The sequence below is a fragment of the Loktanella sp. SALINAS62 genome (genome assembly GCF_018263905.1).
Classification (GTDB): Bacteria; Pseudomonadota; Alphaproteobacteria; order Rhodobacterales; family Rhodobacteraceae; genus Loktanella.
The window spans coordinates 75,673-89,191 of the sequence record NZ_JAAFZU010000055.1 but is presented as its reverse complement, the minus strand read 5'-3'; the positions used below and the strand labels follow the sequence as shown (position 1 = coordinate 89,191).

The window sequence follows — 13,519 nt, the reverse complement described above, 5'->3', positions numbered from 1 at the left end:
TTACCGGTAGGTGACTTTTTTGACGGCTGCGACCACTTCGGCTGTGGTGATCAACGCATGCTTTTCCAGGTTCGCGGCATAGGGCATCGGGACGTCCTTGCCGGTGCATGTGATGACGGGCGCGTCCAGATAATCGAACGCTTCCTGCATGATGACGCCACTGATGTAGCCGCCGACGCTGCCTTGCGGCCAGCCTTCTTCGACGGTGACGCAGCGGTTCGTCTTGCGCACCGATTCAAGGATGGTTTCGGTATCCATCGGGCGCAGGGTCCGCAGGTTGATGACTTCGGCGTTAATGCCTTCTTCTGCCAGCTTTTCAGCGGCTTCCAACGCATAGGTCATGCCGATGCCGAACGATACGATGGTCACGTCATCGCCATCGCGTTCGATCTTGGCCTTGCCGAAGGGGATTGTGAAATCATCCATGACAGGCACGTCAAACGACCGGCCATACAGGATTTCGTTTTCCAAAAAGATCACCGGATTGGGATCGCGGATCGCGGATTTCATCAGGCCTTTTGCGTCGGCGGCGGAATAGGGCATGCAGACTTTCAGTCCCGGCACCTGCATGAACCATGCGGCATAATCCTGAGAGTGCTGCGCACCCACACGCGCTGCCGCACCGTTGGGCCCGCGGAACACCATCGGCGCACCCATCTGGCCGCCTGACATATACAGCGTTTTGGCGGCAGAGTTGATGATCTGGTCCATCGCCTGCATGGCAAAGTTGAAGGTCATGAATTCCACAATCGGACGCAGCCCGCCGAATGCCGCACCCACACCGATACCGGCAAACCCGTGTTCGGTGATCGGGGTGTCGATCACCCGTCTGGCCCCGAATTCGTCCAGCAGCCCTTGGGAAATCTTGTAGGCGCCTTGATATTCGGCGACTTCTTCACCCATCAGGAACACGTTTTCGTCGCGGCGCATTTCTTCGGCCATCGCATCGCGCAGGGCTTCGCGGACGGTCGTTTTCTTGACCTCTACGTCGTCGGGCCAGTCCGGCGTGCGATCCGATTGTTTGGGTTCAGGATGGCTCATCGCGGCGGCGGGCGCAGTTTCCGACGATTGTTCCTTGTCGGCGGCAACGGGCTGCTGCGACTGGCTGGTGTCGACCGATACATCGTCCATCGTTTCGCCATCTTCCAGCAGGACCGCGATGGCGGTGTTGACGGCCACGCCTTCGGTGCCTTCTGCGATCAGGATCTTGCCGATGGTGCCTTCGTCCACGGCTTCAAATTCCATCGTTGCCTTGTCGGTTTCGATTTCGGCCAGAATGTCACCGGATGCGACGGTGTCGCCTTCCTTGACCAGCCATTTGGCCAGAGTGCCTTCTTCCATCGTGGGGCTCAGGGCGGGCATCAAAATTTCGGTTGCCATCAATCAAGCCTCCTGCGGAACTTCGGTTGCGTAGATATCGGTCCAAAGCTCTTCCAGATCGGGTTCCGGGCTTTCCTTGGAAAATTCGGCGGCGTCATTGATGATGCCTTTGATTTCCTTGTCGATGGCTTTCAAATCGTCCTCTGTCGCGTGGCTGCCGGTCAGCAGCAGGTCGCGGATCTGTTCGATCGGGTCGCGTTCATCGCGCATCTTCTGCACCTCTTCGCGGGTGCGGTATTTCGCGGGGTCGGACATGGAATGGCCCCGGTAGCGATAGGTTTTGATTTCCAGAATATACGGACCGTTGCCCGCGCGGCAGTGCGCGACCGCCTTTTCACCAGCTTCCTTGACCGCCAGCACGTCCATGCCATCGACTTCTTCGCCGGGGATGCCATAGGCGGCACCGCGTTCCCAGTAGCTGGGCGATTTTGTCGACCGTTTGGTCGATGTGCCCATCGCATATTGGTTGTTTTCGATCACAAAGACGACGGGCAGATCCCACAGTTCGGCCATGTTGTAGGTTTCATAGACCTGACCCTGGTTGGCGGCACCGTCCCCGAAATAGACAAAGGTGACGTTATCGTTGCCTTTGTACTTGTCCGAAAACGCAAGGCCCGCACCCAGCGGTACCTGTGCCGCGACGATGCCGTGACCGCCGTAAAAATGCTTTTCCTTCGAGAACATGTGCATGCTCCCGCCCTTGCCTTTGGAATAGCCGCCTTCGCGGCCTGTCAGTTCGGCCATGACGCCCTTGGGGTCCATGCCACAGGCCAGCATGTGGCCGTGATCGCGGTAGGATGTGACGCGCTTGTCGCCGTCCTTGGCTGCGGCTTCCAGACCGACGACAACGGCTTCTTGTCCGATGTACAGGTGACAAAAGCCGCCGATCAGCCCCATGCCGTAAAGCTGTCCCGCTTTTTCTTCAAAGCGGCGGATCATCAGCATGTCGCGGTAATAGGCCTTCAGGTCATCGGCCGATACATTCGGCTGTGCGTCCTTTTTGCGTGGCGGCATTGCGCGTCCCCTCGTAGGTCCAGAGAATTGTTTAGTGTTAAACTAATTCCCAAACCTAAAGCGGTTCGTCGGGTAAGGCAACGCGGTCGCCACAAAAACCTGCGTCTCAGCGGATCACGATTTCATCCGTCCGGATCAGGCCCAGCACATCGCGGGCCTGCTGGTCCAGCAGGTCAAGGTCCAGATACTTGTCGGACAGGCGCATGGTCAGGTTTTCCATGCGGCTGACTTCGGCCTGCAACAATTGCAATTCCTGTGCCAGCACGCGTCCTTCGGCTTCGATCCCGCTGCGTTTCAACACACCGTAATCGCCTTGCACCGCAGCAAAGGTAAAATAGAAACCAAGGGCCAATGCCCCCAGAAAATAGATCAAAGTGCCTACAGCGGGTCGGTTGCGTTTGCTCATCTGCGCCTCTGGTGTGCGGTATTCTGTCCGCGCTTGACGCTATGCTAATCACGAATCCGGTGTCGATGGAATCCCGCAATTCATATTTCGTGCCTGCGTGATATCGACGTGTCAGCCCGTGACAGAGGCGCGATAGATCGCGTCGATGCTTTGCGCGATGGCGGCGTTGAATTCCGCGTCAGATTGTTCGGCGGACAACCGTTCAGTCAGTGCGCGTGAAAAGCTGGCGATGATACCGGGGTTCTGGGCCAGCCGCGCTGTCGCTTCGTCCAGATCGTAACCACCGGACAGTGCGACGACGCGCATCACTTTGGGATGATCGACCAGTTGCGCGTATTGTCCGGGATTTTCCGGCAGCGTCAGTTTGATCATGACTTCTGTTCCATCGGGCAGCGTGTCCAGCGCGCGCAGGATTTCGTCCAGCAGCATGTCTTCTGCCGCGGCCTTGTCCGGGATCGAGATTGTGATTTCAGGTTCCAGAATGGGCATCATGTCGTGCGACAGCACGCGACGGCCAATGTCGAATTGCTGTGCCACGATGGCAGCGATGCCTGTGGGATCGGCGGCGTGGATCACCGACCGTTCCTTGGTGCCGAAAATGCCCAGACCTGCAGCGCGTGACAGGGTGCCGTCCAATCCGGCAATCGGTTTCATCAACTGCACACCGTCGGCGGTGTCTTCCAGACCGTGATCGATCTTCAGGAACGGCACGACGCCCTGATCTTCCCACAGGTGGCGCGGGGCGGGTTTGCCGGCAAAGTCGCGGTCCATCGTCTGTTCAAACAGGATTGCCCCCAGAACCTTGTCACCGTTGAACGTCGGCGCGGACACGATACGGCACCGCATGTCGTGGATCAGATCGAACATCTGGTTGTCGTTTGACCAGTCTTTTTCACACAGTCCGTATGCTGCCAGCGCCTTTGGCGTCGATCCACCGCTTTGGTCCAGTGCCGCGATAAAACCCGACCCGCTGCGCATCTTGTCCGCCATGTCCGTATTCATCGTTCCGCCCCTTGCGTGATCCGTTACAACGGACATAGGCAAGGGGTGCCGCGATGGCAAATATGATAGCGCAAACGCAGGTTTGTTTAACGCTATCAGTGATCTAAAGCAGCGACTCCGGGCAGGGTTCGGCCTTCCATCCATTCTAGGAATGCGCCGCCCGCGGTCGAAACGTAGCTGAAATCGCCAGACACACCGGCCTTGTTCAGGGCGGCCACGGTGTCGCCGCCACCTGCGACGGAAATCAGCGCACCGTCGCGCGTCAATGCTGCCGCTGCCTGTGCCGCCGCTGTTGTCGCCGCGTCAAAAGGTGCGATTTCGAACGCGCCGAGCGGTCCGTTCCAGACCAGCGTTTTGGACCGTTTCAGCACATCGACGATATGCGCGACCGAATCCGGACCTGCATCCAGTATCATGGCGTCCGCCGGACAGTCTTCGGTCTTGACGGTTTGGCTTTCGGCGCCTGCCTTGAATTCACGTGCCACGACGACATCGCGCGGCAGCAGGATTTCGCAGCCCCGGTCGGCTGCTTTTTGCGCGATCTTGCGGGCGGTGTCGGCCAGATCGTGCTCGCACAGCGATTTGCCCACGTCGATGCCCGACGCCGCGAGAAAGGTATTGGCCATGCCGCCGCCGATCACCAGCGTGTCGACCTTTTCCACAAGGTTGGACAGCAGGTCCAGCTTGGTCGATACCTTGGCCCCCCCGACCACGGCGACGACGGGGCGTTCAGGATTGCCCAATGCGCGGTCCAGCGCGCCCAGCTCTTCTGCCATCAGGCGTCCAGCGCAGGCAGGCAGCTTGCGGGCCAGAGCATCGGTGCTGGCATGGGCGCGGTGCGCGGCAGAAAACGCATCGTTGACATAGACATCGCCAAGTGTGGCCAATCGGGATGCGAAACCGTCGTCGTTGGATTCCTCGCCCGGATTGAACCGCAGGTTTTCCAGCAACGCCACATCGCCCTGTGCCAACGCGGCAACCCGTTCGCCATAGTTGCCGTCGATGAACGCCACATCGCATCCCAGCGCCTGTTCCAGTGCGGGCACGATCTGGCCCAGCGACATTTCTGGCACTACCTTGCCCTTGGGGCGATCGAAATGCGCCAGCAGGATCGGGGTGCCGCCCTTGGCCTTTATGTCCTGCACCGTCGGCACGATCCGGTCGATGCGGGTGGTATCGGTGACGCGTCCATCCTCGACGGGCACGTTGATATCGACGCGCACCAACACGCGTTTGCGGTTCAGTTCCATGTCGTCAAGTGTCTTCCAGCCCATGATGGCCTCCTGCGGTTCGGGTTACCTCTTAACTGCGGCACGCATCTGCCGTCGTCAACGTCTGCCGGTTGGCATTCGGCCCTGTCCACCATATGTCAGGGCCAAGCAATCAACAGGAGTGCCAGATGGCCGATTACGACGATCCCGAAAACACCATCATCATCACGCTCAAAGACGGCGATGTCGTCATCAAACTGCTGCCCGATGTCGCCCCCCAGCACGTCGCACGCATGAAAGAGCTGGCGCGCGCTGGCAAATACGACAACGTCGCGTTCCACCGTGTGATCGATGGCTTCATGGCGCAGACGGGCGACGTGCAGCACGCGAACATGGAACAGGATTACGCCCCCGGTCGCGCGGGCACAGGCGCATCTGACCTGCCGGACCTGCCGGCTGAATTTTCCAAGGTGCCGCATGCACGCGGATCGCTGGGTGCTGCGCGGTCAGCCAACCCCAACAGCGCCAACAGCCAGTTTTTCATCAACTTCAAGGACAACGATTTCCTGAACGGTCAATACACCGTCTATGGTCAGGTGATCGAAGGCATGAAGCACGTCGACAACATCGCCAAGGGCGAACCGCCCGCGAACCCTGACCGCATGATCAAAGTCGTGGTGGCCGCCGATGCTTAAGTTCGCGCTTCCCCTTGCCATGTTGGCCAGCCCTGCGCTGGCGACCGGCCTTGAAATCGAAATCGCGGGTCAGGCCAACGGCACCGTGACCGTCAACCTGTTCGAAGACGTGGCCCCCAATCACGTCGCACAGATCACCACGATCGCCGAACAGGGCGGTTATGACGGCGTGGTGTTCCACCGTGTGATCGATGACTTCATGGCCCAGACCGGCGACGTGCAGTTCGGCAAGACCGGCAGCGATCTGTCACGCGCAGGCACCGGCGGGTCCGATCTGCCTGATATCGCGGCAGAATTCAGCGACACGCTGTCGTTCGAGCGCGGTGTGCTGGGCATGGCCCGCAGCCAAAGCCCGGATTCGGCCAACAGCCAGTTCTTTATCATGTTCGAACCGGGTCCGTTTCTGGATGGCCAATACACCATCGTGGGCGAGGTCACGGACGGCATGGATGTCGTCGATCAGATCAAGCGCGGCGATGGCCCCAACGGGTCGGTCACGTCCGACCCTGACGTGATGACGTCCGTCACCGTCACCGAATGATGTTTCAGCCCCTTCACCCTTGGGTGAGGGGGCTATCCCGGTGGTCCGGTCTGTCGCAATCTGACAGGCAGGAGGACACCGATGAAACACCTGATCCTAGCCCTGACATTACTGTGGCCGCTGACTGCGCAGGCCAGTCCGGAATTCTGGCGCAACGTCTGGCCCGATACCGATTTCAGCAAATCCAGCGTGGAATGGATTGAAATCCTGTCAGGCGGCCCGCCCAAGGACGGTATCCCCGCGCTGAATGACCCTGCGATGATCCCTGTCAGTCAGAAAAGCGGTCTGGCCGGTCGCGAAGCGGTGGTCGCGCTTGAACCGGATGGCGCATCAGCGCGCGCCTATCCCGTCCGCTATTTGATGTGGCATGAAATTGCGAATGACACGGTGGGCGATGTGCCTGTCGCAGTCACCTTTTGCCCGCTTTGCAACACGGCCATCGTGTTCGACAGACGTACCGATGCCGGGGTTCTGGAATTTGGTGTTTCGGGGCTTTTACGGTTTTCCGATATGATCATGTTTGACCGCCAGACCGAAAGCTGGTGGCAGCAGGCGACGGGCGACGCCATCGTGGGAGAACTGACCGGGGCAAAGCTGCGCCAACTGCCTGCGTTTCTGGAAAGCTGGGACAGTTTTGTCGCGCGCAATCCGGAGGGTCTTGTGATGGATGAACCTGCCGCCGCGCGCGCCTACGGCACGAACCCCTACGAAGGGTACGACAGCAGTTTTCGCCCGTTTCTATATTCCGGCGACCCTGTCCCGCACGACATTCCGGCAATGGCACGCGTCATCGCGGTCGGTGAACGCGCGTGGACATTGGAACGCCTGCGCGACGCGGGCCGCATCGCAGAAGCGGGCGTGGTGCTGACGTGGGAGGCAGGTCAGGCCTCGGCTCTGGATACCCGCGATCTGGGCGCGGGCAAAGAGGTCGGCAATGTCCGCGTACGCGACGCAGACGGGGCTGACATGGTTCATGCGGTCATGTTCGCCTTTGCCTTTGACGCGTTTCACCCCGATGGCGAATGGATGCTGGCAGACTGACAGGTCAGGTGCCGCAAAACGTCTGGCGCACGATCTGGCTGGGTTCCGGCGGCAAGGCATAGGGCGCGCGCGCATCATCCAATGGCGCATAAGGATCGGTGACGACGCCCAGTAAGGTATGGAAAGGTGCTAAATCACCTGCCACAGCGGCGTCGATCACAGCCTGCACCTGATGGTTGCGCGGGATCACGGTCGGGTTGGCGCCCGCCATGATTGCCAGGTAATCAGGCGCGCGACGCGCCTGCCAGTCGGTGTGCCACGCGTCGAAACCCGGCAGGTCTGGCAGTTTTTCGCCTTGTGTCAGGCGGGCAAAGGTCGCGGTGAAATCGGCACCTGCGTCTGCCATCAGGGTCAAAAGACGCTGGATCAGGTCCGCATCCGCCAGGGTCGGATCGGCCAGCCCCAGTTTTGCACCGAACACACCGACCCAGGCGTCCTGATACAGATCGGGGAACCTGTTGACCCGGTCGGTGAAATCGGTGACCGCCGCGTCCTGATCCGGCATCAACGGGATCAGTGCGGTCGCAAGTTGCGCCAGATTCCAGATCGCGATGCCGGGCTGATTGGCATAGGCATAGCGGCCCATCCGGTCGATACTGGAAAACACCTTTTGCGGGTCGTAATCATCCATGAACGCGCAGGGTCCATAGTCGATGGTTTCGCCTGCCAGACTGCAATTGTCGGTGTTCATCACACCGTGGATGAACCCCAGACCCATCCATTGCGCGATCAGTTGCGCCTGTGTGGCAACCGCCGCATCCAGCAGACCGGCAGGGCCATCTGCGTCCGGGTAATGACGCGCGATGGTGTAGTCTGTCAGCGTGCGCAGCGCGTCCGTGTCCTGTCGTGCGGCGTGCATCTGAAATGTGCCGACGCGGATATGGCTGCGCGCCACGCGTGTCAGGATCGCGCCGGGCAGCATGGTGTCGCGGAACACGTCCTCTCCGGTTGTGACGGCGGCCAGCGCGCGGGTCGTGGGCACGCCCATGGCGTGCATCGCTTCGGACGCAATGTATTCGCGCAGCACCGGCCCCAGCCATGCGCGCCCGTCGCCGCCCCGCGAATAAGGCGTCAGGCCCGATCCCTTGAGCTGGACATCGCGCCGTATCCCGTCGGTGCCCACGATTTCGCCCAGCAGGATCGCGCGCCCGTCGCCCAGTTGCCCGGACCAGTTGCCGAACTGATGTCCGCCATAAAGCTGCGCCAGCGGTGCGGCGGTGTCGGGCAGGCTGTTGCCTGCGAAAACCGCCGTGGCGGCATCGGAATGCAGCCAGTCGCGATCCAGACCCAGCAACGCAGCCAGATCGTCGTTCACGGCAATGATACCGGGATCGGCCACGGGCGTCGGCGCGATGCGCGTATAGAACGCGTCGGGCAGGCGGGCGAAACTATTGTCGAAATGTAGGGTCACAGCGGGTCCGTCATCAGGGTTGGGGTGCGCACGGCGCGAAATCCGGTACGGGTGCAGAACCGCACCAGCCCCGCGTCGTCGCTTGGCAAAAAGACATGCATGGCGCGCAGGTCGGCGCGCTGCAGGTTCACGGTGACGGCGTGCAGGACCTCTGTCCCGATACCACGGCCACGCACGGAGGGGCGGATGAACACTTCTTCCAGCCAGCCGATCAGTCCGCCATGCGGCATCGACCAGCCGAATGTCACCATGACATAGCCCAGTGGCGCACGGCTGGGACCGATCAGCCAGATCGCCCCCAAGGGGGAGCCATCCAGCAGCGGCCCCGCGACTGTGGCGCGGTGCGTGTCATCATGGGGCAATTGCGCTTCTTCATGATAACGCGCCATCAGCGCCAGAACACGTTCGGCGTCGGCCGCCGCTGCAAGGGTGATTGCCGTGCTCATAGCCGGGCCAGCCGTTCGATCAGCAGGGCAAAGAACCCGTCCGCGTCCACATCCCCGATAAACAGCGCATTGGCGGGCCGGTCGGTGACGCGCCACCAGTCGGCCACGGTCATGCCAAGCGTCAGGTCGGATGCGGTTTCAATCTCGACGTTGATGTCGCGCCCTGAAAACAGGTCGGGTTGCAGCAGATAGGCGATCACGCAAGGATCATGCAGCGGCGCACCGGCAGACCCGTATTTTTCCTTGTCGAAGCGTTCGAAAAAGCCGGTCCAGTCTGCCACGGCCCGGCCCACATCGGTGCCCATCGCGCGAAACGCATCGACGCGCGGCTGCGTTGTCAGCGCCTTGTGCGTGACATCCAGCGGCAGGACCACCAGCGGCGCACCGGCGGCAAAGACGATTTTGGCGGCTTCGGGATCGACGTATATGTTGAATTCGGCGGTCGGTGTGATGTTGCCCACCTCGAAATAGGCGCCGCCCATCAGCACGATCTGTTGCACACGGTCGATGATGTCGGGCGCACGTTCAAAGGCTGCGGCGATATTCGTCAGCGGTCCCAGCGGACACAGGGTCACGCTGCCCGTGTCCTGTATGCGCAGCGTGTCGATGATGAAATCGACGGCATGGGTGTCCTGCAACGGCATCGTGGGGTCGGGCAGGGTGGGGCCGTCCAGCCCGGTTTTGCCGTGGACGTGTTCCGCCGTGACCAGTTTGCGCGACAGGGGGGCGTCGCAACCCGCGTAAACCGGCATTTGCCGCCGGTCCGCCAGTTCGCAGATGATGCGGGCATTGCGCGCGGTCAGGTCCAGCGGCACGTTGCCCGCCACGCAGGTCAGGCCCAGCACCTCCAGTTCCGGCGATGCAAGTGCCAAAAGAATGGCGACGGCGTCGTCCTGTCCGGGGTCGGTATCGATGATGATCTTGCGGGCCATGATGCGTCCTTTGCTTTGCCCTTATGTGGCCCGGTATGGGCCATGGGGCAAGGTCGGACCTGTTGAATGGCAGCAAGCCGCGCGCGCGTGGACCGATCGTGACCGGCGCACGAAAACGCCGGTCCTTGAACAGTGCGGGTTCAGGGGGCCGAAAAACCCTTCCGGGTTCAGACGTGGGTTGTTTCGCCCCGCGCCAGCGCCGCGACGCCCGTGCGCGCGACCTCTTGCAGGCCAAGCGGACGCATCAGTTCGGCAAAGGCGTCGATCTTTTCCGGCGTCCCGGTGATTTCAAAGACAAAGCTTTCCAGCGTGCTGTCTACCACCGAAGCCCGGAAGATATCCGCCAGACGCAACGCTTCGACCCGTGCCTCGCCCTGTCCGCGCACCTTGAACAGCGCCAGTTCGCGTTCAACGCTTGGGCCTTCGACGGTCAGATCGTGTACCTCATGGACGGGAATGATCCGGCCCAGTTGCGCCTTGATCTGCACGATCACCTGTGGCGTGCCGGATGTGACGACCGTGATCCGGCTGCGATGCCCGGTGTGGTCTATTTCGGCGACGGTCAGGCTTTCGATATTGTAGCCCCGGCCCGAAAACAGACCGATCACGCGGGCCAGAACGCCCGGTTCGTTTTCAACGATGACCGCCAGCGTGTGCCGTTCGATCACATCGGAAAAATGCGACCGCAGGTCATAGGCGGAATGGCTGGAAGACCCTTTTTTGATCTTGAGTGGTGACATGTCGTTTTCTTTCCAAATCCGCGGCCGGTCCTAGACCAGCACTGCGCCCGTCGCATTGATCGAACCCTGCACCTGCGCGTTGGCCAGCAGCATTTCGTTGTGACCCTTGCCCGATGGGATCATCGGAAAGCAGTTTTCATGCTTTTCCACAAGGCAATCCAGAATGACCGGCCCGTCATAGGCGATCATTTCGCGGATGGCGTCATCCAGATCGGCGGCGTCATCGACCTTGATCCCCTTTGCACCAAACGCTTCGGCCAGTTTGACGAAATCGGGCAGGGATTCGGACCAGCTGGACGAGTAGCGTTCACCGTGCAGCAGTTCCTGCCACTGGCGCACCATGCCCAACCGTTCGTTGTTCAGGATGAATTGCTTCACCGGCAGGCGGTACTGCATCGCGGTGCCCATTTCCTGCATGTTCATCAGCCAGGACGCTTCGCCCGCGACGTTGATAACCAGCGCGTCCCGGTGCGCCATCTGCACACCGATGGACGCGGGCGTGCCGTAACCCATCGTGCCCAGACCGCCCGACGTCATCCAGCGGTTCGGTGCCTCGAACCCCATATACTGCGCGGCCCACATCTGATGCTGGCCGACCTCTGTCGTGATGTAGCGGTCATGATCCTTGGTCAGGGCTTCCAGCCGGCTGATGGCGTGTTGGGGCCGGATGATCTTGCCGGTCTGTTCGTAACCCAGACAATCGATGGCGCGCCATTCCGCGATCTGTTTCCACCATTTTGCCAGACCTTCGGTATTGGTCTTGCGGCCATTCGCCTTCCAGACCTTCAGCAGGTCTTCAAGCACGTGGGCCACGTCGCCAAGGATCGGCATGTCCACGCGGATCACCTTGTTGATGGATGATGCGTCGATATCGATATGGGCTTTTTTCGATTTCGGGCTAAACGCGTCGACGCGGCCCGTGATCCGGTCGTCAAAGCGGGCGCCGACGTTGATCATCAGATCGCAACCATGCATCGCCATGTTGGCTTCATACGTGCCGTGCATGCCCAGCATGCCCAGCCATTTGTCACCCGACGCCGGATAGCAGCCCAGACCCATCAGGGTGGACGTGATCGGAAAACCCGTCGCTTCGACAAGTTCACGCAGCAGTTGGCTGGCCAGCGGACCGGAATTGATGACGCCGCCGCCCGTGTAGAAAACGGGCCGTTTCGCTGTTTCCAGCGCACGGGCCAATTCCGTGATGGTGTCGATGTCACCTTTCAATTGCGGGGCGTAATGCGATTTGCGTTTCGCCTTTTCCGAATAGGTGCCGGTGGCGAATTGCACGTCTTTGGGAATATCGACCAGCACCGGACCGGGCCGTCCTGCGGTGGCGATATGAAACGCTTCGTGCAGGGTGTTGGCCAGCTTGTCGGTCTCTTTCACCAGCCAGTTGTGTTTGGTGCAGGGGCGGGTGATGCCGACGGTGTCGGCTTCCTGAAACGCATCCGACCCGATCATAAAGGTCGGCACCTGACCCGTCAGCACGACGATCGGGATGCTGTCCATCAGCGCGTCGGTCAATCCTGTGACCGCGTTCGTCGCACCGGGGCCAGAGGTGACAAGCGCCACACCCGGCTTGCCTGTGGACCGCGCATAGCCTTCGGCGGCATGCACAGCACCCTGTTCGTGGCGTACCAGCACGTGCTGGATGTGGTTTTGCTGAAAAATCTCGTCATAGATCGGCAGGACGGCGCCGCCGGGATAGCCAAAGACTACCTCCACCCCCTGATCGATCAGGGCCTGAACCACCATTTTCGCGCCGGTCATCGTTTTTGTCATTGGTCTCGTCCGTTAAAATCTGTCGTTCGGCATAAAAAAGCCCCCGGTGTGAAACGGGGGCGCATGGGAACCTGATGGGTCAACCGTTACCGGCCCATGCGCTGATTTCCTACGATTAGTACGACAGTGTTCATGCCAACATCCCTTGTGTTTGCTGACCCTATGCGCCCCGTCCCACAGGGTCAACCGCCCGGGCGGAGAAAATTTCGCCCAAGCGGTGTTTTTGGTAACTTTCTTTCAGGGCTTGTCGCGGTGCAGCGTCGCATCGTCCAGTTTCCCGCTGTCCGCCGTGTCAGGTGCCGCAGTATCCGGTGCCGGATTTTGTTTGCCCTGCGCTTCGATTTCAGAATCGATTTCCGCACCCAGCAAAACGATAAAAGACGACAACCACAACCAGACAAGCAGGATGATAACCCCGCCCAGCGCGCCGAATGTTTCATTGTAGCTGGCAAAGTTGCGGACATAAAACGCAAACGCCATCGACCCCAAAAGCCACAACAAACACGCAATGACGGCGCCCGGTGTGATCCAGCGCCAGCGGCGCTGGCTGCGCGCGGGACCATACCGATACAGGATTGCCAAACCGCCCGCGACCAATAGCAGCACCACCGGCCAACGGATCAACGTGATCAACAGCTCTGTCCCTGCCGGAAGGCGCAGAAAGTTCATCACGACAGGAATCGCAACCAAGGTCGCCACGATCACGAAGAACCCGACAACCATGGCCAATGTCAGTGTGAAGCGCGCCAGCAGATTGCGCAGAAAGCTGCGCGCTTCTTCGACACGAAAGGCGACGTTCAGCCCTTCGATCAGGGCCGACATGCCGGCTGACGCGGAATAAAACGCCGTCAGCACACCCAGAATCGCGGCCAGTCCCAATCCGCCGCTGTCGGACCCCGCGACAGATTTGGCCTGATC

General features: G+C 60.6%; 14 protein-coding genes. 3 read left to right on the top strand and 11 right to left on the bottom strand.

Annotated elements, in window-relative coordinates; genetic code table 11:
- The 5 genes from GZH79_RS14910 to GZH79_RS14890 form a co-directional block, all read right to left on the bottom strand.
- The gene (locus GZH79_RS14910) at positions 1-1,380 is read right to left on the bottom strand and encodes a pyruvate dehydrogenase complex E1 component subunit beta (protein ID WP_211644562.1); all 1,380 of its coding nucleotides are present in this window, start codon (positions 1,378-1,380) and stop codon (positions 1-3) included.
- A gap of 3 nt (positions 1,381-1,383) precedes the next feature.
- Positions 1,384-2,394, bottom strand: coding sequence for a pyruvate dehydrogenase (acetyl-transferring) E1 component subunit alpha (gene pdhA, locus GZH79_RS14905; RefSeq protein WP_211644561.1), 1,011 nt, complete (start codon positions 2,392-2,394; stop codon positions 1,384-1,386).
- Between the two features lie 106 nt (positions 2,395-2,500).
- Positions 2,501-2,800: a septum formation initiator family protein gene (locus GZH79_RS14900; RefSeq protein ID WP_211644560.1), complete on the bottom strand. Its 300-nt coding sequence runs from the start codon at positions 2,798-2,800 to the stop codon at positions 2,501-2,503.
- Between the two features lie 111 nt (positions 2,801-2,911).
- Positions 2,912-3,802, bottom strand: a complete 891-nt coding sequence (locus tag GZH79_RS14895; protein WP_211644559.1) for a fructose bisphosphate aldolase — start codon at positions 3,800-3,802, stop codon at positions 2,912-2,914.
- Between the two features lie 95 nt (positions 3,803-3,897).
- Positions 3,898-5,076 (bottom strand): phosphoglycerate kinase, encoded by a 1,179-nt coding sequence (locus GZH79_RS14890; RefSeq protein WP_211644558.1) that lies wholly within the window; start codon positions 5,074-5,076, stop codon positions 3,898-3,900.
- Between the two features lie 125 nt (positions 5,077-5,201).
- Between GZH79_RS14890 and GZH79_RS14885 the strand changes: the two genes are divergently transcribed.
- The 3 genes from GZH79_RS14885 (at position 5,202) to GZH79_RS14875 (ending at position 7,290) form a co-directional block, all read left to right on the top strand.
- Positions 5,202-5,708, top strand: coding sequence for a peptidylprolyl isomerase (locus GZH79_RS14885; protein ID WP_211644557.1), 507 nt, complete (start codon positions 5,202-5,204; stop codon positions 5,706-5,708).
- Entirely contained in the window at positions 5,701-6,249 is a 549-nt protein-coding gene (locus GZH79_RS14880; protein WP_211644556.1) for a peptidylprolyl isomerase, read from the top strand. The genes GZH79_RS14885 and GZH79_RS14880 overlap by 8 nt, the downstream gene beginning before the upstream one ends.
- Before the next feature lie 81 nt (positions 6,250-6,330).
- Entirely contained in the window at positions 6,331-7,290 is a 960-nt protein-coding gene (locus tag GZH79_RS14875) for a DUF3179 domain-containing protein (RefSeq protein ID WP_211644555.1), read from the top strand.
- 4 nt (positions 7,291-7,294) lie between these two features.
- Here the strand turns inward: GZH79_RS14875 and GZH79_RS14870 are convergent, their stop codons facing one another.
- The 6 genes from GZH79_RS14870 to GZH79_RS14845 form a co-directional block, all read right to left on the bottom strand.
- The gene (locus GZH79_RS14870; RefSeq protein WP_211644554.1) at positions 7,295-8,701 is read right to left on the bottom strand and encodes a protein adenylyltransferase SelO; all 1,407 of its coding nucleotides are present in this window, start codon (positions 8,699-8,701) and stop codon (positions 7,295-7,297) included.
- Positions 8,698-9,147, bottom strand: a complete 450-nt coding sequence (locus GZH79_RS14865) for a GNAT family N-acetyltransferase (protein ID WP_211644553.1) — start codon at positions 9,145-9,147, stop codon at positions 8,698-8,700. Before GZH79_RS14865 ends, GZH79_RS14870 begins: the two co-directional genes overlap by 4 nt.
- Positions 9,144-10,082: a nucleoside hydrolase gene (locus GZH79_RS14860; RefSeq protein ID WP_211645027.1), complete on the bottom strand. Its 939-nt coding sequence runs from the start codon at positions 10,080-10,082 to the stop codon at positions 9,144-9,146. The genes GZH79_RS14865 and GZH79_RS14860 overlap by 4 nt, the downstream gene beginning before the upstream one ends.
- 164 nt (positions 10,083-10,246) lie before the next feature.
- Positions 10,247-10,819, bottom strand: coding sequence for an acetolactate synthase small subunit (gene ilvN, locus GZH79_RS14855; RefSeq protein ID WP_211644552.1), 573 nt, complete (start codon positions 10,817-10,819; stop codon positions 10,247-10,249).
- 30 nt (positions 10,820-10,849) lie between these two features.
- Complete coding sequence (locus tag GZH79_RS14850; RefSeq protein WP_211644551.1) at positions 10,850-12,601, bottom strand: acetolactate synthase 3 large subunit; 1,752 nt, start codon at positions 12,599-12,601, stop codon at positions 10,850-10,852.
- Positions 12,602-12,838: 237 nt separating this feature from the next.
- The coding region (locus GZH79_RS14845; protein WP_249219226.1) for a YihY/virulence factor BrkB family protein at positions 12,839-13,519 on the bottom strand (681 nt) is incomplete at its 5' end.

Excerpts from the sequence above, each read along its gene's own strand:
- GZH79_RS14910 (WP_211644562.1), bottom strand. The coding sequence starts at position 1,380 with ATGGCAACCGAAATTTTGATGCCCGCCCTGAGCCCCACGATGGAAGAA.
- pdhA (WP_211644561.1), bottom strand. The coding sequence starts at position 2,394 with ATGCCGCCACGCAAAAAGGACGCACAGCCGAATGTATCGGCCGATGAC.
- GZH79_RS14900 (WP_211644560.1), bottom strand. The coding sequence starts at position 2,800 with ATGAGCAAACGCAACCGACCCGCTGTAGGCACTTTGATCTATTTTCTG.
- GZH79_RS14895 (WP_211644559.1), bottom strand. The coding sequence starts at position 3,802 with ATGAATACGGACATGGCGGACAAGATGCGCAGCGGGTCGGGTTTTATC.
- GZH79_RS14890 (WP_211644558.1), bottom strand. The coding sequence starts at position 5,076 with ATGGGCTGGAAGACACTTGACGACATGGAACTGAACCGCAAACGCGTG.
- GZH79_RS14885 (WP_211644557.1), top strand. The coding sequence starts at position 5,202 with ATGGCCGATTACGACGATCCCGAAAACACCATCATCATCACGCTCAAA.
- GZH79_RS14880 (WP_211644556.1), top strand. The coding sequence starts at position 5,701 with ATGCTTAAGTTCGCGCTTCCCCTTGCCATGTTGGCCAGCCCTGCGCTG.
- GZH79_RS14875 (WP_211644555.1), top strand. The coding sequence starts at position 6,331 with ATGAAACACCTGATCCTAGCCCTGACATTACTGTGGCCGCTGACTGCG.
- GZH79_RS14865 (WP_211644553.1), bottom strand. The coding sequence starts at position 9,147 with ATGAGCACGGCAATCACCCTTGCAGCGGCGGCCGACGCCGAACGTGTT.
- ilvN (WP_211644552.1), bottom strand. The coding sequence starts at position 10,819 with ATGTCACCACTCAAGATCAAAAAAGGGTCTTCCAGCCATTCCGCCTAT.
- GZH79_RS14850 (WP_211644551.1), bottom strand. The coding sequence starts at position 12,601 with ATGACAAAAACGATGACCGGCGCGAAAATGGTGGTTCAGGCCCTGATC.